Genomic DNA, 20,084 nt, shown 5'->3' on the forward strand with positions numbered 1-20,084 from the left:
TCTACAGCCTGATCTTGAGAACCGCGAGCCCAGACTGCTGGAGCAGCCCGGAGGACGTGGCCGCGAGACCATAGCGGATACCAAGATCAAAACCCTTGCCGTCGGCGGCGACGAGTCCCAGCGCGGTCGAGTAGATCCACGGAGACAACGCAAGGCCACTGGTGACGAAGGTGGCGCCGCCTCCGGCAAAGGCCGACTTGATCTGAAGGCCCTGGTTCAGCGTGTTGTAGCCGACGCCGACATCGCCGGTGAGATAGACCTGCTTCGCAACCTTGTAGGCGCCCTTCAATCCCGCCGTCAGCGTCAGTTCGCGATAGGTCTGCGAATCCACGTTGAGGCTGAAGCCGCCCGCGCCACCTTCCTGATAGGCAGGCGAGCGTACCTGCCCATAGTCCAGCCGCAGCGACGGGGCGATCGCAAATCCTGGCTCGATCGGAATCACTTTGCGGGCGCCGGCACCCGCGTGCCCACTATAGGACCGATAGCCAGCGCCGGCCGTGCTGTTGATGAAGGTGAGCGAGCGGCTCTCGCCATTGTCGTTCAGCGCGCCGTCGAGCTGTCCATCGACCTGAACCCCATGGCCGAGCGCATAGGCACCGTAGAGCCCCGCCTGATATGAATCGATCCCGAGCCGGTTCGGAACTGCATCGTCGCTTCCGGTGATCGTCTGATGCGAATAGGCGAACACGCCGCCAAGCATCGCACGCGCGGAAATCGTCGTGTCGGCTCCGACGGCAATGCCGCCACCGGAGGCGTTGTATCCGGGGACGCCGTCGATGCTGCCCTGCCCCACGCTGCCGCCGAGCGGCTTCACCCAGACGTTTCGTTCAGGCACAACGCCGCCGTTGAGGCCGAGCACGTCGTCGAGTCGTCCCGTCATCGCCTGCTGGAACACACGCTGCGTGGTGTAGGTCGCTTGCGATGCCGCGCCGGTGAGGACGGGCAAGGTCTGGTTGACGGCGTTGACGAGGCTCGGTCCACTGAGATTATCAAGTGCGGCGAAGCCGGATGCCATGGAGCCCGTCCAGCCGAGCGACGTCGCGGACAGACGATAGAGCATATCGGCCGCCCCCAGGCCCGCGCGGCTGTTCTGCGCTTGAAGGGTTTCGGCATAGGGCCGCACCAGGGAGATGTAGGCAACGCCACCGGTCGGGTTGCCCGACAGGTCGTAGGTGCTGACGAGCATCTGCGCGCCCGACGCATCGCCGCTGGCGGCGCCATAGAGGCTTGCGAGCGTGCCCTTCGAGAGCGTGTTGAAGAGGACGTTGCCCTCGGGGGTCACCGAGCCCAGCAGCGTGAAATTGGTGGCGCTGCTTCCCGCGGGCGCGATGCCGGCGCCCCAAAAATATCCGTTCTGGTAATTGGTGATGACGAAGCGTCCGGGCGTGGAGGTGCCGAACAGCGTGGAGCTGACGATCCGCCACGGCGTGCCTGGTGTCCATGCCCATTGCGGCGCGGAATTCGCGGGAACGGCTTGCGAGGCCGGCGGCGTGAATGTCGCGGGATCGTAGGGCAGCATATAGGCCCAATGCGTCACCAGCAGGCCGTCGCCCGTGATCATCTGCATTTCCATCCCGGTCACGCCGTTGACGGTTCGCATATGGCCGAGACCGACGGTCACCGCACCGCCCGATGTCGGCGTGAACAGCATCGTGATCTGGCCCGCGGTCGTGACGAACCCCTGGATGGTCGAGGTGTCGGTCAGGAGCGCCGACCCAAGCTTGAGCTGCGCAACGCTCGTTCCGGTGAAGGAGCCGTTGGTCGCGGCCGCCAGCGACCACAGCGTCTGGTCACCGATCGGGATGGGATTGGAGAAGCCGGTCTTCGGCGCGGCATAGGCCAAGAGCTGCGCCGTCGGCACGTACCAGTTGGTGTTAGAGAGGGTCGAATCCCAGATCGCCGACTGAGCATAGGCGTGCGAGCAGCAGCAAAGCAGCACGACGCCGGCCACAGACGCCAGCGCGCTCGCGCGACACATCGCATGCACCATCGGCAAGATCGTTCCCCCGAACCGCGGGACACGACCCTGCGGCACCATCGGGCGCAGCAAATACTATTCTATGGCCGAGTCAGCCCCATGATCGTGGGGGTGCGAGGAAAGGTCGCTGGCCTTTGGCGCGCGAAGGGCGCGGCTTCGCGCACCCTGCGACGCTGTTCACACAGCTGCGCCAACTTGCTCTCGTAGCCCGGATGGAGCGCAGCGCAATCCGGGACAGGCTCATCCGCGGATACGACCGCCCCGGATTGCGCTGCGCTCCATCCGGGCTACGAAGCTATTCCGGCTTCAAATCGTCCGGCCTCGGCATCAGGATGACGTTGTAGCCGGAATCGACATAGTGGATCTCGCCGGTCACGCCGCCGGAGAGATCCGACAACAGATACAGCGCCGAGCCGCCGAGCTCGTCGAGCGTGACGCCGCGGCGGAGCGGCGAATGCTTTTGCATGAAGCCGAACATCGCACGCGCCTCGCCGATGCCCGAGCCGGCGAGCGTACGGATGGGACCTGCGGAGATCGCGTTGACGCGGATGCCGCGCGGTCCGAAATCGGAGGCGAGGTAGCGCACGGAGGCCTCCAGCGCCGCCTTGGCGACGCCCATCACGTTGTAGTTCGGCATCGCGCGCTCCGAGGCGCCGAAGGTCAGCGTGATCATGCTGCCGCCCTCCGTCATCAGCTCGGCGGCGCGTTTTGCGACCTCCGTGAACGAGAAGCAGGAGATCACCATGGTGCGCGAAAAATTCTCGCGGCTGGTGTCGGCGTAGCGGCCCTTCAGCTCGTTCTTGTCGGCAAAGCCGATGGCGTGGATGACGAAATCGAGCTTGCCCCATTTCTCGCGCAGCACGGCGAAGGTCGCATCAACACTGGCGATGTCCTCGACGTCGCAAGGCAGCACCAATTCCACGCCGAGCTGCTCTGCCAATGGCTTGACGCGCTTGCCCAGCGCCTCGCCCTGGAAGGTGAAGGCAAGCTCAGCACCGTGGGCATGCAGCGCCTTCGCCATGCCCCAGGCGATCGAATGATCATTGGCGATGCCCATGATCAGACCGCGCTTGCCTTTCATCAGTCCTTCCATCTCGCAATTACTCTCCGCTCTCCGTCATGCCGGGCTTGTCCCGGGCATCCACGTTCTTCCGCAACCGCTAGCAAAGACGTGGATGGCCGGGACGAGCCCGGCCATGACGAAAAAACTACCAGTGCGTCCGCAATGACGTCACACGTCCAGCCGGCTGAACACCAGCGTGGCGTTGGTGCCGCCGAAGCCGAAGGAGTTCGACAGCACGGTGCCGATCTTGACGTTGTCGATGCGCTTGCGCACGATCGGCATGTCGGCGAACACAGGATCGAGCTCCTGGATGTGCGCGCTCTCGCAGATGAAGCCGTTGTTCATCATCAGCAGCGAGTAGATCGCCTCCTGCACGCCGGTTGCGCCCAGCGAGTGACCGGTCAGCGCCTTGGTCGCCGAGATCGGCGGGCACTTCTCGCCGGCACCGAACACGCGACGCAGCGCGTCGATCTCCGGCGGATCGCCGGCGGGCGTCGAGGTCGCGTGCGGATTGATGTAGTCGACCTTGGTCTTCACCGTCGACATCGCCATGCGCATGCAGCGCTCGGCGCCTTCACCGGAGGGCGCGACCATGTCGTAACCGTCCGAGGTCGCGCCGTAGCCCACGATCTCGCCGTAAATGCGCGCGCCGCGCGCCTTGGCATGTTCGAGCTCTTCCAGCACCAGCACGCCGGCGCCGCCGGCAATCACGAAACCGTCGCGGTTGACGTCATAAGGACGCGAGGCGGTGGCGGGCGTGTCGTTGTATTTCGAGGACATCGCGCCCATGGCGTCGAACAGCACCGAGAGCGACCAGTCCAGCTCCTCGCAGCCGCCAGCGAAGATGACATCCTGTTTGCCGATCTGGATCGTCTCATAGGCGTTGCCGACGCAATGGTTCGAGGTCGCGCAGGCCGAGGAGATCGAATAGTTCACGCCCTTGATCTTGAACCAGGTCGCAAGCGTCGCGGAGGCCGTGGACGACATCGCCTTCGGCACGGCAAACGGTCCGACGCGCTTCGGCCCCTTGGTGCGGGTGATGTCGGCGGATTCGACGATGGTGCGGGCCGACGGGCCGCCGGAACCCATGATGATGCCGGTGCGGATGTTGGAGACTTCGTCGGGCGACAGGCCGGAGTCCTGGATCGCCTGCTCCATCGCGATGTGATTCCAGCCGGCGCCCTGGCCGAGGAAGCGCATCGCACGCCGGTCGACGACCGTCGCGGGATCGATCGTCGGCGCACCTTGCACCTGCGAACGGAAACCGAGTTCGGCATATTTCTCAGCCCGCGAAATGCCCGACTTCGCCTCGTGGAGGCTCGCAAGCACTTCCTGGGTGTTGTTTCCGATCGACGAGACGATGCCCATCCCGGTGACCACAACCCGCCTCATGACAGCCTCGCCTTAATCGTTGTCTTCGTAGTGATGCGCTCAGCCCAGGTTCGTGCCCTGCTTGAACAGGCCGACCTTCAGATCCTTCGCGCGATAAATAATCTGGTCATCGACCGAAAGCCACCCGTCGGCGATGCCGAGCACGAGCTTTGAACGCATCACGCGTTTGATGTCGATGTTGTACACAACCTTGCGAGCCTCGGGCAGCACCTGACCGCTGAACTTCAGCTCGTTCAGGCCAAGCGCACGGCCGCGCCCCTCTCCACCGCTCCAGCCCAGAAAGAAGCCGACCATCTGCCACAGCGCATCAAGACCGAGGCAGCCGGGCATGACGGAATCGTTCTTGAAGTGGCAGCCGAAGAACCAGAGGTCGGGCTTCACGTCGAGCTCGGCCCGCACCATTCCCTTGCCGAACTCCCCGGCATTGTCGTTGATTTCCGTGATGCGGTCGAACATGAGCATCGGCGGGAGCGGCAGCTGGGCATTGCCCGGACCGAACATCTCGCCGCGAGCACATGCCAGCAAATCTTCATATTCGTAGCCGTTGCGCCTGTTCAGCATGCGGAAGCCTCTGTTCAAATCCCGATTGAGCGGCGTTTCTGGCGAAAATGGGCCCCGTTTCGTTTGGAAAGCCGCGCCAATTCCCGTCGTCAGGCGCGACTGCCACGAGCCAGGATGGACTGCGGGCCGGGCCTCAATGCCCGGCTGCGCCATAGTCGGCCAAGCGGAACCGCGGGCTCTCTAACACAGGCATTTCGGGTGGCAAAGCGATCTCATGAAGGTAAAGTGACCACCTGCTCGCCCGGTTCCACTTCTCATTAGAACCTCTCTAGTTGCGAGAAACTTGCATCTGCATCTATCTGTCCATATATTGCATGTAGATACAGTGTCCACGCGTGCCCGAAATCTGGAAATGAGCGAGAATACCGCGCCCCATCACGACGACGACGTCCATTCCGCCGCCCTCCTGTCCGGCCGCCAGCCGGCCTTGACCGGGTGCCCGTGGCACGACGTCAACGAAATGCTCCAGTCCGCGGGGCTTCGTCCGACGCGCCAGCGCATGGCGCTCGGCTGGCTCCTGTTCGGCAAGGGTGCTCGCCACCTCACGGCTGAAATGCTCTACGAGGAGGCGACGCTGGCCAAGGTGCCGGTATCGCTCGCGACCGTCTACAACACGTTGAACCAGCTGACCGATGCCGGTCTGCTGCGCCAGGTCAGCGTCGACGGCACCAAGACCTATTTCGACACCAACGTCACCACCCACCACCATTATTACCTCGAAAACAGCCACGAGCTGGTCGATATCGAGGATCCGCATCTGGCGCTGTCCAAGATGCCGGAGGTGCCCGAGGGTTACGAGATCGCGCGCATCGACATGGTGGTGCGCCTGCGCAAGAAGCGCTGAGACCGATCCAAAGCTGCTGAATTTGCCGTCATGGCCGGGCTTGTCCCGGCCATCGTCGTTTTACGCTGTCATTCCGGGATGGTCCGAAGGACCAGATCTCAGATGCGCAATTGCGCATCGGGGAATCTCGAGATCCCGGGTCTGGCGCTTGGCGCCAACCCGGGATGACCCTTCGGGTCAGTTAACCTGCTCGTCCGAATAGACGCCCCAGAGGCGCTCCTGCTGGATCCAGCCGTCAAAGCCGTTGCCGGTGACGCGGCACCAGTTTGCGGTGCACTTCTTGACCTGCGTGACGACGCCGGCCTGGAGCTTGGCCGCAACCGCGCTATCGAGATCGGCCCGGTCGTAGATCGGGGCGAGGTCGTCCTTGTGCTTCATGGTGACGACCGCGGTGCGGCGGCCCGACAGCAGCGAATGATAGACCCAGCCCTCGGCGCCTTCGGAATCGCGCACCCGGCGCCAGTTCTCGAACTCGGCGGTGATTTCGACCGGCAGGCCGGCGCGGGTGTAGACCCAGGCGACGTCATTGTCCTTGGTCGGGCCGGCGCGGACGTTCACATGATCCGATTTGAGGCTGACATAACGCGGCACCGGCAGGCCGCTCGCGGTCTGGGGGGTGCTGTCCTTCGCCGAATGGGAGGGGCTGACCGAGGCGCTCAACCAGGTGCAAACGAGCGCCATTACCGAACAAAAACGCCCCAACGCCATCAACCCGTCTCCTGTCGAGGGCCCCGCCACGCCGGGCCCTCACCCCAAATTCAGAACCTGCCGCGCAAACCCATCTCCCGTGTTCCCGAAGCCTAAACCCGTGGTTCTTGTCTTGGCCCGGCCTTCTGCTAGAGAGGACGGACACTTGAACAACCAGTTTGCCCCGATTTTCCGGTCGGAAATGTCGGGAGAGCTTGAAGGAAGCGCCGGGGACGACACGGCAAAGGCAGTGTCGAACAACCGGGTTAATGAGGCCTCAACGGCCGGCCTTTGGTGACAGAGGCGGCTTGCGGCGCCTCATGAGGGCATGACATGTCGGTGAAGAAAAAGCCCCTCGTGGTGGTGACGCGCAAGCTGCCGGACTCGATCGAGACCCGGATGCGCGAGTTGTTCGACGCGCGGATCAATCTCGAGGACACACCGATGTCGGCCGAGCAGATCGCTGAGGCCGCGCGCACTGCCGACGTGCTCGTTCCGACCGTCACCGACCACATCACCGCCGACATCGTTAACCAGCCCGACTGCAAGCTCCGCCTGATCGCCAATTTCGGCAACGGCGTCGACAATATCGATGTCGAGGCCGCGCATGCCCGCGGCATCACCGTCACCAACACGCCAAAGGTTCTGACCGAAGACACCGCCGACATGACCATGGCGCTGATCCTGGCCGTGCCGCGCCGGATGATCGAAGGCGCCTCGATCCTGACCGAAGGAAAGCCCTGGCCCGGCTGGTCGCCGACCTGGATGCTCGGCCACCGTATCGGGGGAAAGCGTCTCGGCATCATCGGCATGGGCCGCATCGGCCAGGCGGTCGCGCGCCGCGCCCGCGCCTTCGGCCTCCAGATCCACTACCACAATCGCCGCCCCGTCGCGCCGAAGATCGCCGAAGAGCTTGGCGCGACCTATTGGGAAAGCCTTGACCAGATGCTGGCGCGGATGGACATCATCTCGGTGAACTGCCCGCACACGCCGGCGACCTATCACCTGCTGTCGGCGCGGCGGCTGAAGCTGATCCGCAAGGACGCCTACATCGTCAACACCGCGCGCGGCGAGGTGACCGACGAGGACACGCTGATCAAGCTGATCGAAGCCGGCGAGATCGGCGGCGCCGGCCTCGACGTCTACGAGCACGAGCCTGCGGTCAATCCAAAGCTGGTGCGGCTCGCCAAGGCCGGCAAGGTGGCGCTGCTGCCGCATATGGGCTCCGCCACGATCGAGGGCCGCGTCGAAATGGGCGAGAAGGTGATCATCAACATCCGCACCTTCCTCGACGCGCACAAGCCGCCGGATCGCGTGCTGCCGAGCATGCTCTGAGGCTTATTTGGAGGTTTATTTGCCGCGCGTTTCGCGCTTGCGCCAATCCGCGACGAAATCGATGAAAGCGCGTAGCGCGGGCGGCGTCTGGCGCCGGCTCGGATAGTACAGGAACGGGCCCGGAAACGGCTCGCACCAATCTTCCATCAAGCTGACCAACGCGCCGGACGTCACGGCGTCATGGACGTAGCCATCGAGCGTCGCCCAGATGCCGGCGCCGTCGAGCGCGGCGCGCATGGCAAGGCCCATGTTGGTCGAGATCAGCTTTGCCGGCGGATCGACCTTCACGATCTGGCCAGCGTTCTCGAACTCCAGATCATGCATGACGCCGCTCGAGTAGCGAGCGCGGATGCAGTCATGGTCGAGCAGATCCTTCGGGTGCTTCGGCGTGCCGCGGCGGGCGATGTACGCAGGCGATGCGACGACGACATAGCTCTGCGGACCGCTCAGCGGGATCGCCACCATGTCCTGCGCGAGGTGCTCGCCATAACGCACGCCGGCATCGTAGCCGGCGCTGACGATGTCGACGAAGCCGCTTTCGGAAACGATATCGAGATCGACCTGCGGGTAGGTCGCAAGGAACGGCCCGACCATCGGCGCCAGCACGAGGTCCACCGCGGGCGGCGGCGCGTTGATGCGCAGGCGTCCCGAAGCCATCTCGCGCAAGCCGCGGACCTGATCCAGGGCATCGCCGACATCGCGCAGCGCCGGAGCGATGCGGGACAACAGCAGCTCGCCCGCCTCGGTCAGCGCGACGCTGCGGGTGGTGCGGTTCATCAGGCGAACGCCAAGGCGCTCCTCCAGATCCCGCAGCCGTTGGCTAAGGCTCGACACCGACACGCGAATTTCGACCGCCGCGCGCCGGAAATTGCGGGTGCGGGCAACCGCCACGAAGACGTCGAGATCACGCAGATCGGGCTCGGCCATTGTTCGCTATGATGAACAAGCCATTCTAGATTGTCCAGCTTATCGGCCTAATCGGTCAGGCGCATATCTGGCCTCGTCACGCGGCACAATCAGCCCGCCGCCTCTTGAGGAAAGCCATCATGGAACAGCGCAAACTCGGTTCAACCGGCCCGACCGTCTCCGCCCTTGGTCTCGGCTGCATGGGCATGTCGGAGGTCTATGGCCCCGCCGACCGCGGCGAAAGCATCGCCACGATCCACGCGGCGCTCGATGCCGGCATCACGCTGCTGGACACCGGCGATTTCTACGCCATGGGTCATAATGAAATGCTGGTGCGCGAAGCCCTGAAGGATGTGTCGCGCGAAAAAGTCCAGATCAGCGTGAAGTTCGGCGCACTGCGCGGGCCCGCCGGCGAGTTCGCCGGCATGGACACAAGGCCGGCCGCAACGAAAAACTTCCTGGCCTATTCGCTGCAACGTCTCGGCACCGACCATATCGATGTCTACCGCCCGGCACGTCTCGACCCCAAGGTCCCAATCGAAGAGACGATCGGCGGTCTCGCTGATCTCGTGAAGGCCGGCTACATCAGGCATATCGGCCTGTCCGAGGTCGGCTCCGACACCATCCGCCGCGCGCACGCCGTGCATCCGATCGCCGATCTCCAGATCGAATATTCGCTGATCGAGCGCGGCATCGAACGCGACATATTGAAAACCTGCCGTGAGCTCGGCATCGCCATCACGGCTTACGGCGTGCTGGCGCGCGGCCTGATCAGCGGCCATTGGTCGAAGGATTCCGGCAAGGCCGGCAGGGATTACCGGCTGATGACGCCGCGCTTCCAGGGCGCAAATCTCGACGCCAATCTCGCGCTGGCGGAGCAGCTCCGCGCCATCGCCACGGAGATCGGCGCAACGCCGGCGCAGGTCGCAATCGCCTGGGTGGCGGCTCAAGGCAAGGAGATCGTGCCGCTGGTCGGCGCACGCACGCGCAACCGTCTCACCGAGGCGCTCGGCGCGACCAAGGTAACGCTGACGCAAGCTCATCTCGCTGCGCTGGCCAAGGCATTTCCGCCCGACGTCGCTTCCGGCACGCGCTACGCGGCCGAGCAGATGGCGCATCTCGACAGCGAGAAGCCGGCCACGCGGTAACGGCAGCGATCAGGTGCGATGGGCGCTGAGATCGGTGATCACGGGCCCATCGCCATTGAGCGGATTGGCCGGATCGCGCGCGTAGCGCAGCGTCTCGAAGCGCATCGCGCGCGCGTCGATCATCAAGAGGCGGCCGACGAGGCCGTCGCCGAAGCCGACGATCTCGCGGATCGCCTCCAGTGCCATCATCGAGCCCATCACGCCCGCAAGCGCGCCCATGACGCCGGCCTCGGCGCAGGCCGGCACGGTGCCGGGCGGCGGCGCCTCCGGAAACAGGCAGCGATAGGTCGGATTGAACACGCCCTGCTCGTTCTTCTCATGCGCGCGGATGGTGGTGAGCGAGCCGTCGAAGGTGCCGAGCGCCGCCGTGATCAGCGGCCGCTTCGCGAAGAAGCAGGCATCCGAGACCAGATAACGCGTCGAGAAATTGTCGGAGCCGTCGAGCACGAGATCGTAGTCTCCGATCATGCTCAGCGCATTGTCGGCATTGAGCCAGGTGGCGTGGCCGACGAAGCGGACATGCGGATTGAGCGCGGAGATCCGCTCGGCCGCGCTCTCGACCTTGTGCCGGCCGATATCGGGCGTCGTATGGATCACCTGGCGCTGGAGGTTCGACAGCGAGACCACGTCGTCATCGACCACGCCGAGCGTGCCGATGCCGGCGGCCGCCAGATACATCAGCGCGGGCGCGCCGAGCCCGCCGGCGCCGATCACCAGCACGGAAGCCCGCTTCAGCGCGGCCTGGCCCGGCCCGCCGACATCGCGCAGCACGATATGCCGGGCATAGCGTTCGAGTTCGTCCGGGCTCAGCACCTTCTCTTACTCCTGAACCGCCCCAACATTGTTCGCGACCAACGAGATGTGCTTCAATGGCAGCACGTTCAATGGGCTGGCTGGATTTGTCATGAGATCGATGCTTGCGGCAACACTGATGTTCGCGGCTGCCACAGGCGCGAGCGCCCAGATGACGGCGCCAGAGGTCCCCGGCACCAAGCCGAAGCCGGTCCAGACCGTGCCGATCCGGCCTCCCGCACTGCAGACGCCGTCGGCGACGGCTGATGCGATGGCGCAGGCGGCACGGCTGTCGCTCCAGTCCGACCTCGCCTGGGTCGGCCAATATAACGGCGCCATCACCGGCGACGTCAGCGCGCGCATGGTCGAGGCGATCAAGGAATATCAGAAAGCCAAGGGTGGCAAGCCGACCGGCGTGCTCAATCCGCAGGAGCGCGCCGCGCTCGCGGAGACCGCGCGGCGCAAGCAGGAGAGCGTCGGCTGGAAGATCGTGATGGAGCCGACCAGCGGCGCCCGGCTCGGTATCCCCGGCAAATTGGTGCCGCAGCAGGCGACCGATGCCAACGGCTCGAAATGGACCTCGCCGACCGGAACCGTGCAGGTGCTGCTGAGCCGCCGCAAGGAAGCCAACCCGACCACGGCGAAACTCGCCGAGCTGGAGAAGGAACCGTCGGGGCGCAAGGTCGACTACACCGTGGTGAAGCCCGACTTCTTCGTGCTGTCGGGATTGCAGGGCCTCAAGAAATTCTACGTGCGAGGCACCTTTAAGGGCGACGAAGTCCGCACCATGACGATCCTCTACGACCAGGCGACCGAGAACAGCGTCGAGCCGGTGGTGATTGCAATGTCGAGCGCGTTCAATGCATTTCCGACGGGACCGCAGGCCGGGCCGCCGCCGCGCAAGACCGTCGAGTACGGCACCGGCATCGTCGTCAGCGACGACGGTGCGATTGTCACGGACCGCCTCATTACCGATAGCTGTCTCGCGATCACCATCGCCGGCTATGGCAGCGCCGACCGTCTCGCCGAGGACAAGGAGCACGATCTCGCGCTCCTGCACATCTACGGCGCGCGCGGCCTGAAGCCGCTCAGCCTCACGGGCGGCGCGGCGAAGACGAATGTCGATGTCGTCGGCATCGCCGATCCCCAGAGCCAAGGCGGTGCGGCGGGCGTGTCGAGCGCCAAGGGCACGCTCGCGCCGGTCACATCAAGCGATTCCGCGCTGTCGCCGCCACCGGCCGTCGGGTTCTCCGGCGGCCCAGCGATCGACGGCGACGGCAAGTTCGCCGGCATCGCACTGCTGAAGCCCGCGATGGTCGCAGGACCCGCGACAGCGGTGCCGGCATCGCAGGCGGTGATGGTCTCCGCGGAAACGGCGCGCGATTTCCTGAAAGCGAATGGTATTGCGCCAAACGGCACTTCGACGGATGCGAAGACAGCCGTCGTGCGCGTGATCTGCGTCCGGAAATAGGCGCGGTAAGCACGGAGCAGCCGCGACTTTGTGATTGGCTTCGCCGCAACGAAGCCACGGAAGCCGTGATAGCCTCCCTTCCAGCCGCAATCATAATGCGTCCGTCCGGAGGACTTCATGAAGACGTATCAGCTCTACATCAATGGTGCCTATGTCGATCCCGCCAATGGCGAGTGGTTCGATTCGGTCGATCCCTATCAGGGCAAGCCCTGGGCAAAGATTCCGCGCGGATCGGCTGCCGACGCCGACAAGGCCGTGAAAGCCGCCAACGAGGCGATGTGGCGCGGCCCGTGGGCGAAGTTGACGGCATCCGCCCGCGGCAAGGTGATGCGCAAGCTCGGCGATCTCGTCGCCGCGAACGCCGAGCGTCTCGCCGAGATCGAGGTGCGCGACAACGGCAAGCTGATGGCGGAGATGCTCGGCCAGCTCCGCTACCATCCCGAATGGTGGTGGTACTATGGCGGGCTGGTCGACAAGCTCGAAGGCGGCCTCGTGCCGATCGACAAGGCCGACACCTTTGCTTACACGACGCACGAGCCGGTCGGCGTCGTCGCCGCACTCACCGCCTGGAACTCGCCGCTGCTCTTTGTCGCGTGGAAGTGCGCGGCGGCGCTCGCCGCGGGCTGCGCCGTGGTCGTCAAGCCGTCGGAATTCACTTCGGCGAGCACGCTCGAATTCGCCGCGCTGACGAAGGAGGCCGGCATTCCCGACGGCATCTTCAACGTCGTCACCGGCTTCGGCCCCGAGATCGGCAGCGAGCTGATCGCGCATCCCGGCGTGGCCAAAATCACCTTCACGGGTTCAGACACAACGGGCGCGCGGGTCTACGAGACCGCGGCGCGCAGCCTGAAGCGGGTCTCGCTCGAGCTCGGTGGCAAGTCGCCCAACATCGTGTTCGAGGATGCCGATCTCGCCGCGGCCGCCGCCGGTGCCGTCTCCGGCATCTTCGCTGCCACAGGACAGACCTGCATTGCGGGATCGCGCCTGCTGGTGCAGCGCTCGATCAAGGACAAGTTCGTGGATCGCCTGCTCGACATCGCACGCTCCGCCAAGATCGGCAATCCGATGCAGGCCGACACCAACATCGGTCCCGTCACGACACCGGCGCAGTACAAGAAGATCCTCGACTATATCGACATCGCCAAGGCCGAAGGCGCGCGCTGCCTGCTCGGCGGCAAGCCGGCCACCGGCGACGGCATCATCGGCGGCCAATTCGTCGAGCCGACGATCTTCACCGACGTCGACAACACCATGCGGATCGCGCGCGAGGAGGTGTTCGGGCCGGTGCTCTCGATCATCCCCTTCGACACCGAGGAAGACGCCATCCGTATCGCCAATGACACGATCTACGGCCTCGCCGCCGGCATCTGGACCCGCGACCTCGCACGCGCTATCCGCGTGCCGAAACAGCTGCGCGCGGGCACCGTGTGGGTGAACACCTATCGCGCCATCAGCTACATGATGCCGTTCGGCGGCATGAAGCATTCCGGCGTCGGCCGCGAGAACGGCATCGACGCGGTACGCGAATATCAGGAGACCAAGAGCGTCTGGATCTCGACCGCCACGGGCGTGCCGGCTAATCCGTTCGTGATGCGCTAGGGAGGCGCGTTGCCACGATCTTCACCTCTCCCGCGAGCGGGAGAGGAGCGCACCGCCTGTGTGTCGCTAACTCAGCCTGAACCTGATCCCGGGCTTCGCGAGCCCGCCGGAGATCCCCACCGGCGTGCCGTCCGCGCGCCAGCAGGCGGCGCCGGTCATGGTGCCGTCGTCGTGGAAGGCAATGCCGTTCATGCCGCCCGCCACGGTCGCGACAGGCTGCGCCTTGTGGCCGAGGCCCGCAAGCTTCGCGCGCACGGCCTCCGGCACCTTCTGCTCGACTTCGAGCGCGTTGCCTTCGGTCCAGATGCGCGGCGCCTCGACCGCTTCCTGCAGGCTCATGCCGTGGTCGATCAGATTGACCAGCGCCTGCATCGCGCTGGGGAAGATGCGTTTTCCCCCGGGCAGGCCAAGCGCATAGCGCAGCTTGCCGTCGCGCAGCGCCATCATCGGCGACATCGAGGTGGTGACGCGCTTGCCCGGCGCCAGCGACAGCGCGTGGCCGGGGCGCGGGTCGAACAGGTTCATGTAGTTGTTGGCGATGGCGCCCAGGCCCGGGATCATGATCTTGGCACCAAAGAGATTGTTGATGGTCTGCGTCGTTGCGACGACGTTGCCGAACGCATCCGCCGCCGTCATGTGCGTGGTGTGCGCGCCTTCGAGCTGCGAGACGCCGGCGCCCCAGGCCTGCGCCCGCGCCGGATCGATGGCGCGACGGCGTTCCTCGGCATAGGCCTTCGACGTCAGCCGCTCCACGGGGACGCCGACATAATCCGGATCGCCGCTGGCTGCGGCGCGATCGGCGAAGGCGATCTTCAGGACTTCGGCGAGATAGTGGATGGTCTCCGATGTGCCGAAGCCGAGGCCTCCGATGTCATAGCCTTCGAGAATGTTCAGCATCTGCGCGATATGCACGCCGGAGGCCGCGGGCGGCGGCGGGCCAAGGATGGTCCAGCCGCGATAGTCGGCGCGGATCGGCTGCCGTTCGACGGTCTTGTAGCCGGTGAGATCGTTGCGGCGGATGAAGCCGCCGGCCTTCCCCATGTAGTCGACGAGGATGTCACCAAGCGGCCCCTCATAGAGCGCGGTCTCGCCGTGGTCGGCGATGGTGCGGAGCGTCTCGGCATATTCGGCCTGCACCACGCGTTCGCCGACCTTGAGCGGCTCGCCGTCAGGCAAATAGATCGCCGCAATCGGCTTGTCCTTGCGCATCTCGGCGGCGCTCTCGCTGATGCATTCGTGCAAATACGGCGTCGCCGCATAGCCGCGCGCGGCATGCTTGATCGCGGGCTGCATGACGTCGGCGAGGCTCATAGTGCCGAACCGGCGCAGCGTCTCGCACCAGGCTTTCAGCGAGCCCGGCGTGGCGACCGCCTTCGGGCCGTTGAGGTTCTCGTTGCCGACGGTGTCGAACACGTCATGCGCCGAGCCGGGCCTGGAGGTGTAGGTGGTGTCGCGCACCGCCGCAGGTACGGTGCTCTGCCCGTCGATGAAACGGTGGCTGCCGTCAGCCAGACGTATATGCGCCATGCCGCCGCCGATGATGCCGACCATCATCGGCTCGACCACGGTCAGCGTGAACAGGGTCGCGATCGCGGCGTCGATGGCGTTGCCGCCCGCGGCCAGCATCTCGGCGCCCGCGCTAGAGGCCAGCGGATGGTTGCTGACCACCATGCCGCGGCTCGAGACCACCGGCATCTTCTGACATTCAAAGGTCGTTGCCGTCCGGTCGCGCCAGTTTCCGCCCATGCCGCCTGCCCCTTTTATTTGCGGCGGCAAGCACATCATACGCGCGATGACTGGTCCAGTATTGGTACGGATTAGCTGGCATTCCCGATTCTGCCATCATCGCTATCGTTGATTCGGACATCCGCGGTCCCCTTTGGATCGGGCAGGGCACGTCCTGAGCGAGTAGAGCTCAGCATCGAGAAGCGATGCACGTTCGCGTGGCGTTACCCCAGAGACCCAAGCATTCCAAAGGATTCAACTTTCCATGCACACGATCGTACTGGCCACCCAAAAGGGTGGCAGTGGCAAGAGCACGCTTGCCATCGGCCTCGCGCTGGCGGCCAAGCAGGCCGGCTTCACCGTCCGCCTGATCGAAACCGACCCGCAGGGTACCCTGTCCAACTGGCAGCGTCGCCGCCAAGCTGACGATCTCGTCGTCGAGCCGATCTATCACGCGGCCGACATCGCGCCGCGCCTGAAGATGCTGGCCGACAGCGGCCTGCAGCTCGCGATCGTCGACACCGCGGCCGGCCTCAGCGCCGCGACCACCGCCGCGATCCGCCATTCCGACCTCTGCCTGATTCCGGCTCGCCCGAGCGTTGCCGACATCGAGGCGACCGTCTCGACGCTGAGCGTCGCGCGCGCCTGGAAGCGGCCCTACGGCTTCGTGCTGAACCAGGCGCCGATCCGCGGCCAGCGCATCGACAACGCCGCCAACACGCTCGCCGAGGAAGCCGCCCTCGATCTCGCCGAAGTGCTCGCGCGCCCGCTGATCGCAATACGCAACGACCACCAGGACTCGCTCGCGAGCGGCCTCGCCGTCAGCGAATTCGCGCCGAACGGCAAGTCGGCGGACGAGATCCGCGGCCTCTGGCGCTGGATCGAGACCCGGCTCGAACTCGAAGCCACGACCAATGTCCTGATCGACCATGTCATCTCGGTCGCGGGCGGGATGCTGCATGCCGCCACCGAGCGTTCAGCGGACGAGACCACGACACTGGCGTCCTGAGCCCGGCGATCGCTCGGACGACGGGCGGCCTCTTCACTTATCCGGTTGAAGAGTCCAAGCGACGAAGCAATCCGGCCACCAGCCCGGCCGGATTGTTTCGCTTCGTGCTTTTGGGACGCTGCATCTACCGGTCATTGCAAGCGCCGCTTCTTGTAGCCCGGATGAAGCGAAGCGAAATCCGGGAAAGTCTCTCCGCGGAGAGGCTGGACCCGGATTGCGCTGCGCTTCATCCGGGCTACGGTGCTACGTCACTTCTGACATTTCGCACACCAGAAGGTGGAACGGCCGTTCTGGGTGAAGCGCTTGATCGTGCCGCCGCACCCTGGCGTCTTGCAGGTCTCGCCCTCGCGGTCATAGACCTTGAAGGAATGCTGGAAATAGCCGAGCTCGCCCGAGGTCTGGCGATGGTCGCGCAAGCTGGAGCCGCCGGCCTTGATCGCGTCGTTGAGCACGGTGTGAATGGCACTCACCAGCCGCTTCGCATGATCGGTCGGCTCGCCGCCGCCAACACCCTTGCGACCCTTGGTCGCGAGCGTCGCAGCAATGCGGCGCGGCGACAGATGCGAGCGATGCAGCGCTTCGCAGACATAGATGTTGCCGAGCCCGGCGACCACGCGCTGGTCGAGCAGCGCGGCCTTCAGGCTCGTCGTCTTGCCCTCGCACGATCGCGCCAGCATCGCGGCGTCGAATTCGTTGCCGAGCGGCTCGGGACCGAGATCGCGCAGCAGTGGCTCGTCCTCAAGCGCGTTGCGCGCGATCACTTTCATGTAACCGAAGCGGCGCGGGTCGTTGAACACGATGTCGGCGCCGGAGGACATCCGAAACAGCACGTGGTCGTGCGTGGAGTCCTTACCGCGCGGGTAGTGAAACTCGCCCGGCGCGGCCTCGTTGTCCGGCTTGATGACGCGGAACGAGCCCGACATGCCCAGATGCATCAGCAGCACGTCGCCGGAGGCGAGATCGGCCATGAGATATTTTGCACGGCGGCCAAGCCCCGTGACGACCTGCCCCTGGAGCCGGGCCACGAAATCGGGCTGGAACGGAAAGCGCAGATCCGGCCTGCGGGCCTCCGCGACGAGGATCTTCGCACCCTCCATGACGGGCTGAAGGCCGCGGCGGACGGTCTCGACTTCGGGCAATTCAGGCATGGTCAGGCATTCACCTTATGAGGGCGGTGTGATAGCGCCATTGCGGCGGCCGCGCTATGGTCCGCCCAGTGGAGTAGAGTAATGGATCGGCCGGGCGAAACCACGCATTTTGGCTTCAGGGACGTTCCCCTGGGGGACAAGCAGACGCTGGTGAACGATGTGTTTCACAGCGTGGCGTCGCGCTATGACCTGATGAACGACCTGATGTCCGGTGGTCTGCACCGGGTCTGGAAGGACATCATGATCAACGCGCTCAACCCGCCGCGGGGTGACCGGCCGTTCGCGCTGCTCGATGTTGCCGGCGGCACCGGCGACATCTCGTTCCGCGCTGCCAAGGCGGCGGGGCCCGGCTTCCATGCCACGGTCTGCGACATCAACGCCGGGATGCTGGCCGTGGGCCGCGAGCGTGCCGCGAAGCGGCATCTCGAGACCCAGGTCGATTTCGTCGAAGGCAATGCCGAAGCGCTCGCCTTCGCCGACCGCAGCTTTGACGCATATACGATCGCTTTCGGCATTCGCAATGTGCCGCGAATCGACCTGGCGCTGCGCGAGGCCTATCGCGTGCTCAAGCCCGGCAGCCGCTTCCTGTGCCTGGAATTCTCCACCGTCGAGATGCCCGGGCTCGACCGGATCTATGACCTGTTCTCGTTCAAGGTGATCCCGCCGCTCGGCCGCATGGTCACGGGCGACGCGGAGTCCTACCAGTATCTCGTCGAATCGATCCGCAAGTTTCCAAAACCCAACGCCTTCGCCGACATGATCCGCGACGCCGGCTTCGCCCGCGTCGGCTGGCAGACCTTGTCCGGCGGCATCGTCGCACTGCATTCGGGCTGGCGTTTGTGATTTCTTCCATTACCCACATTTCGCGCCTGATCCGCGCCGCGTTCGTGTTTGCGCGCGAGGGCGTGTTCGGTTCCGTCGATCCGACCCTGGTGCCGCCGCCCGGACAGCTTGCGTTGAAGCTTGCGCGGTTGATCGAACGCCGTGGCGTCAAGCACGGACCGCGGATAGCACGCGCGCTGACGCGGATGGGTCCGGCCTATCTCAAGCTCGGTCAGTTTCTGGCAACGCGCCCCGACGTGGTCGGCGTCAACATGGCGCACGACCTCGAAAGCCTTCAGGATCGGCTGCCGCCGTTTCCGCAAGCGGAAGCGGAGGCTGCCATCGCGACCTCGCTGGAACGGCCGCTGAAGGATGTCTTCGTCACGTTCGGCCCGCCGGTCGCGGCCGCCTCGATCGCGCAGGTGCATCGCGGCGAGGTCGAGCACAACGGCGTCCGCAAGGCGGTCGCGGTCAAGGTGCTGAGGCCAAACGTGGCCTCGCGCTTCCGCCGCGATCTCTCGGATTTCTTCTTCGTCGCCCACGAGGCCGAGGCCCATTCATCCGAGGCGCGGCGCCTGCGTCTCATCGAGGTCATCAACACCATGTCGCGCTCGGTCGCGATGGAGATGGACCTGCGGCTCGAGGCTGCCGCGCTGTCCGAGATGGCGGAGAACACGCGCGACGATCCTGATTTTCGCGTGCCGACCGTCGACTGGGACCGCACCACGCACAACGTGCTGACGATGGAGTGGATCGACGGCATCGCGCTGAACGATCACAAGCGCCTGGCAGAGGCGCAGGTCGACCTGCCCGATCTCGGCCGCAAGGTGATCCAGAGCTTTCTGCGCCATGCGCTGCGCGACGGCTTCTTCCACGCCGACATGCATCCGGGCAATCTGTTCCTCGATGACGCCGGCCGTCTGGTCGCGGTCGATTTCGGCATCATGGGCCGGCTCGGGATGAAGGAGCGGCGCTTCCTCGCCGAGATCCTGCTCGGCTTCATCACCCGCGACTATCGTCGCGTCGCCGAGGTGCATTTCGAGGCGGGCTATGTGCCGGCGCATCACTCGGTCGAGAATTTCGCGCAGGCCATCCGCGCCATCGGCGAGCCGATCCACAACCGTACCGCCGAAGAGATCTCGATGGCGCGGCTGCTGACGCTGCTGCTCGAGGTCACCGGCCTGTTCGACATGACGACGCGGCCCGAGCTGATCCTGTTGCAGAAGACCATGGTGGTGGTCGAGGGCGTGGCGCGCGCCTTCGATCCCAAGCTCGACATCTGGAAGATCGCCGACCCCGTGGTGCGCGAATGGATCGAGCGCAATCTCGGCCCGCTCGGCCGGGTGCAGGGCGCGCTCTCCGGCGGCAGCGACCTCGCCCGCGTGCTGACGCGCCTGCCCGACATCGCGCAACGCTCGGTCGCTGTGCTCGAGCAGCTCGAGACCATGACGCGGGAAGGCATCCGGCTGTCACCGGAGAGTATCGCCGCGATGGGCCGCAGCGAAGGCCGCAAGAACCGCTGGCGTACCGTGGCGCTCTGGATCATCGCCGCCACCTTCATCGGAATCCTGATCGCCGTCCGGAATCTGTGATTGCACTGCAAT

17 protein-coding genes are annotated in these 20,084 nt (G+C 65.2%); 8 read left to right on the top strand and 9 right to left on the bottom strand.

Annotation, left to right across the window (positions count from 1 at the left end; all coding sequences use genetic code 11):
* Position 1: 1 nt before the first annotated feature.
* The 4 genes from AB7008_RS00305 to fabA form a co-directional block, all read right to left on the bottom strand.
* A complete protein-coding gene (locus tag AB7008_RS00305) occupies positions 2–1,990 on the bottom strand; it encodes an autotransporter family protein (RefSeq protein WP_304494840.1) in 1,989 nt (662 codons plus the stop codon).
* A 283-nt stretch (positions 1,991–2,273) separates the two neighbouring features.
* A complete protein-coding gene (gene fabI, locus AB7008_RS00310; protein ID WP_028155416.1) occupies positions 2,274–3,071 on the bottom strand; it encodes an enoyl-ACP reductase FabI in 798 nt (265 codons plus the stop codon).
* Between the two features lie 138 nt (positions 3,072–3,209).
* Complete coding sequence (fabB, locus tag AB7008_RS00315) at positions 3,210–4,433, bottom strand: beta-ketoacyl-ACP synthase I (protein WP_028155417.1); 1,224 nt, start codon at positions 4,431–4,433, stop codon at positions 3,210–3,212.
* Between the two features lie 39 nt (positions 4,434–4,472).
* Positions 4,473–4,994 carry a bifunctional 3-hydroxydecanoyl-ACP dehydratase/trans-2-decenoyl-ACP isomerase gene (fabA, locus tag AB7008_RS00320; RefSeq protein WP_304492169.1) on the bottom strand — a complete coding sequence of 174 codons (522 nt, stop codon included), beginning with the start codon at positions 4,992–4,994 and terminating at the stop codon, positions 4,473–4,475.
* Positions 4,995–5,346: 352 nt separating this feature from the next.
* Here fabA and irrA point away from each other — a divergent pair, with 352 nt between their 5' ends.
* A complete protein-coding gene (gene irrA, locus AB7008_RS00325; protein WP_014490952.1) occupies positions 5,347–5,838 on the top strand; it encodes an iron response transcriptional regulator IrrA in 492 nt (163 codons plus the stop codon).
* Positions 5,839–6,015: 177 nt separating this feature from the next.
* Here irrA and AB7008_RS00330 read toward each other — a convergent pair whose 3' ends face one another.
* Positions 6,016–6,546, bottom strand: a complete 531-nt coding sequence (locus tag AB7008_RS00330) for an SH3 domain-containing protein (RefSeq protein WP_014490951.1) — start codon at positions 6,544–6,546, stop codon at positions 6,016–6,018.
* A gap of 312 nt (positions 6,547–6,858) precedes the next feature.
* On the opposite strand from AB7008_RS00330, the gene AB7008_RS00335 reads away from it, so the two are divergent.
* The gene (locus AB7008_RS00335; protein ID WP_028155418.1) at positions 6,859–7,860 is read left to right on the top strand and encodes a 2-hydroxyacid dehydrogenase; all 1,002 of its coding nucleotides are present in this window, start codon (positions 6,859–6,861) and stop codon (positions 7,858–7,860) included.
* 15 nt (positions 7,861–7,875) lie between these two features.
* On the opposite strand, the gene AB7008_RS00340 is transcribed toward AB7008_RS00335, so the two are convergent.
* Positions 7,876–8,787, bottom strand: a complete 912-nt coding sequence (locus AB7008_RS00340) for a LysR family transcriptional regulator (RefSeq protein WP_441258239.1) — start codon at positions 8,785–8,787, stop codon at positions 7,876–7,878.
* 119 nt (positions 8,788–8,906) lie between these two features.
* On the opposite strand from AB7008_RS00340, the gene AB7008_RS00345 reads away from it, so the two are divergent.
* Positions 8,907–9,914 (top strand): aldo/keto reductase, encoded by a 1,008-nt coding sequence (locus AB7008_RS00345; protein WP_441258240.1) that lies wholly within the window; start codon positions 8,907–8,909, stop codon positions 9,912–9,914.
* Positions 9,915–9,923: 9 nt separating this feature from the next.
* On the opposite strand, the gene AB7008_RS00350 is transcribed toward AB7008_RS00345, so the two are convergent.
* Positions 9,924–10,727, bottom strand: a complete 804-nt coding sequence (locus tag AB7008_RS00350) for a HesA/MoeB/ThiF family protein (RefSeq protein ID WP_038932760.1) — start codon at positions 10,725–10,727, stop codon at positions 9,924–9,926.
* A 91-nt stretch (positions 10,728–10,818) separates the two neighbouring features.
* Between AB7008_RS00350 and AB7008_RS00355 the strand changes: the two genes are divergently transcribed.
* Positions 10,819–12,177: a serine protease gene (locus AB7008_RS00355; RefSeq protein WP_441258241.1), complete on the top strand. Its 1,359-nt coding sequence runs from the start codon at positions 10,819–10,821 to the stop codon at positions 12,175–12,177.
* 117 nt (positions 12,178–12,294) lie between these two features.
* The gene (locus tag AB7008_RS00360; RefSeq protein ID WP_041957185.1) at positions 12,295–13,776 is read left to right on the top strand and encodes an aldehyde dehydrogenase; all 1,482 of its coding nucleotides are present in this window, start codon (positions 12,295–12,297) and stop codon (positions 13,774–13,776) included.
* Positions 13,777–13,842: 66 nt separating this feature from the next.
* On the opposite strand, the gene ggt is transcribed toward AB7008_RS00360, so the two are convergent.
* The gene (gene ggt, locus AB7008_RS00365; protein WP_441258242.1) at positions 13,843–15,522 is read right to left on the bottom strand and encodes a gamma-glutamyltransferase; all 1,680 of its coding nucleotides are present in this window, start codon (positions 15,520–15,522) and stop codon (positions 13,843–13,845) included.
* A gap of 244 nt (positions 15,523–15,766) precedes the next feature.
* On the opposite strand from ggt, the gene AB7008_RS00370 reads away from it, so the two are divergent.
* A complete protein-coding gene (locus AB7008_RS00370; RefSeq protein ID WP_441258243.1) occupies positions 15,767–16,510 on the top strand; it encodes a nucleotide-binding protein in 744 nt (247 codons plus the stop codon).
* 248 nt (positions 16,511–16,758) lie between these two features.
* Here AB7008_RS00370 and mutM read toward each other — a convergent pair whose 3' ends face one another.
* Positions 16,759–17,658: a bifunctional DNA-formamidopyrimidine glycosylase/DNA-(apurinic or apyrimidinic site) lyase gene (mutM, locus tag AB7008_RS00375; RefSeq protein ID WP_441258244.1), complete on the bottom strand. Its 900-nt coding sequence runs from the start codon at positions 17,656–17,658 to the stop codon at positions 16,759–16,761.
* Between the two features lie 81 nt (positions 17,659–17,739).
* Here mutM and ubiE point away from each other — a divergent pair, with 81 nt between their 5' ends.
* Entirely contained in the window at positions 17,740–18,501 is a 762-nt protein-coding gene (gene ubiE / locus AB7008_RS00380) for a bifunctional demethylmenaquinone methyltransferase/2-methoxy-6-polyprenyl-1,4-benzoquinol methylase UbiE (RefSeq protein ID WP_028155426.1), read from the top strand.
* The gene (gene ubiB / locus AB7008_RS00385; protein WP_028155427.1) at positions 18,498–20,072 is read left to right on the top strand and encodes a 2-polyprenylphenol 6-hydroxylase; all 1,575 of its coding nucleotides are present in this window, start codon (positions 18,498–18,500) and stop codon (positions 20,070–20,072) included. The genes ubiE and ubiB overlap by 4 nt, the downstream gene beginning before the upstream one ends.
* The last annotated feature ends 12 nt before the right edge of the window (positions 20,073–20,084 follow it).

The organism is Bradyrhizobium sp. 521_C7_N1_3 (assembly GCF_052075975.1).
Lineage (GTDB): Bacteria > Pseudomonadota > Alphaproteobacteria > Rhizobiales > Xanthobacteraceae > Bradyrhizobium > Bradyrhizobium japonicum.

Coding starts and splice junctions, on each gene's coding strand:
- AB7008_RS00305 (WP_304494840.1), bottom strand. CDS start 1,990: ATGGTGCATGCGATGTGTCGCGCGAGCGCGCTGGCGTCTGTGGCCGGC.
- fabI (WP_028155416.1), bottom strand. CDS start 3,071: ATGGAAGGACTGATGAAAGGCAAGCGCGGTCTGATCATGGGCATCGCC.
- fabB (WP_028155417.1), bottom strand. CDS start 4,433: ATGAGGCGGGTTGTGGTCACCGGGATGGGCATCGTCTCGTCGATCGGA.
- fabA (WP_304492169.1), bottom strand. CDS start 4,994: ATGCTGAACAGGCGCAACGGCTACGAATATGAAGATTTGCTGGCATGT.
- irrA (WP_014490952.1), top strand. CDS start 5,347: ATGAGCGAGAATACCGCGCCCCATCACGACGACGACGTCCATTCCGCC.
- AB7008_RS00330 (WP_014490951.1), bottom strand. CDS start 6,546: ATGGCGTTGGGGCGTTTTTGTTCGGTAATGGCGCTCGTTTGCACCTGG.
- AB7008_RS00335 (WP_028155418.1), top strand. CDS start 6,859: ATGTCGGTGAAGAAAAAGCCCCTCGTGGTGGTGACGCGCAAGCTGCCG.
- AB7008_RS00340 (WP_441258239.1), bottom strand. CDS start 8,787: ATGGCCGAGCCCGATCTGCGTGATCTCGACGTCTTCGTGGCGGTTGCC.
- AB7008_RS00345 (WP_441258240.1), top strand. CDS start 8,907: ATGGAACAGCGCAAACTCGGTTCAACCGGCCCGACCGTCTCCGCCCTT.
- AB7008_RS00355 (WP_441258241.1), top strand. CDS start 10,819: ATGAGATCGATGCTTGCGGCAACACTGATGTTCGCGGCTGCCACAGGC.
- AB7008_RS00360 (WP_041957185.1), top strand. CDS start 12,295: ATGAAGACGTATCAGCTCTACATCAATGGTGCCTATGTCGATCCCGCC.
- ggt (WP_441258242.1), bottom strand. CDS start 15,522: ATGGGCGGAAACTGGCGCGACCGGACGGCAACGACCTTTGAATGTCAG.
- AB7008_RS00370 (WP_441258243.1), top strand. CDS start 15,767: ATGCACACGATCGTACTGGCCACCCAAAAGGGTGGCAGTGGCAAGAGC.
- mutM (WP_441258244.1), bottom strand. CDS start 17,658: ATGCCTGAATTGCCCGAAGTCGAGACCGTCCGCCGCGGCCTTCAGCCC.
- ubiE (WP_028155426.1), top strand. CDS start 17,740: ATGGATCGGCCGGGCGAAACCACGCATTTTGGCTTCAGGGACGTTCCC.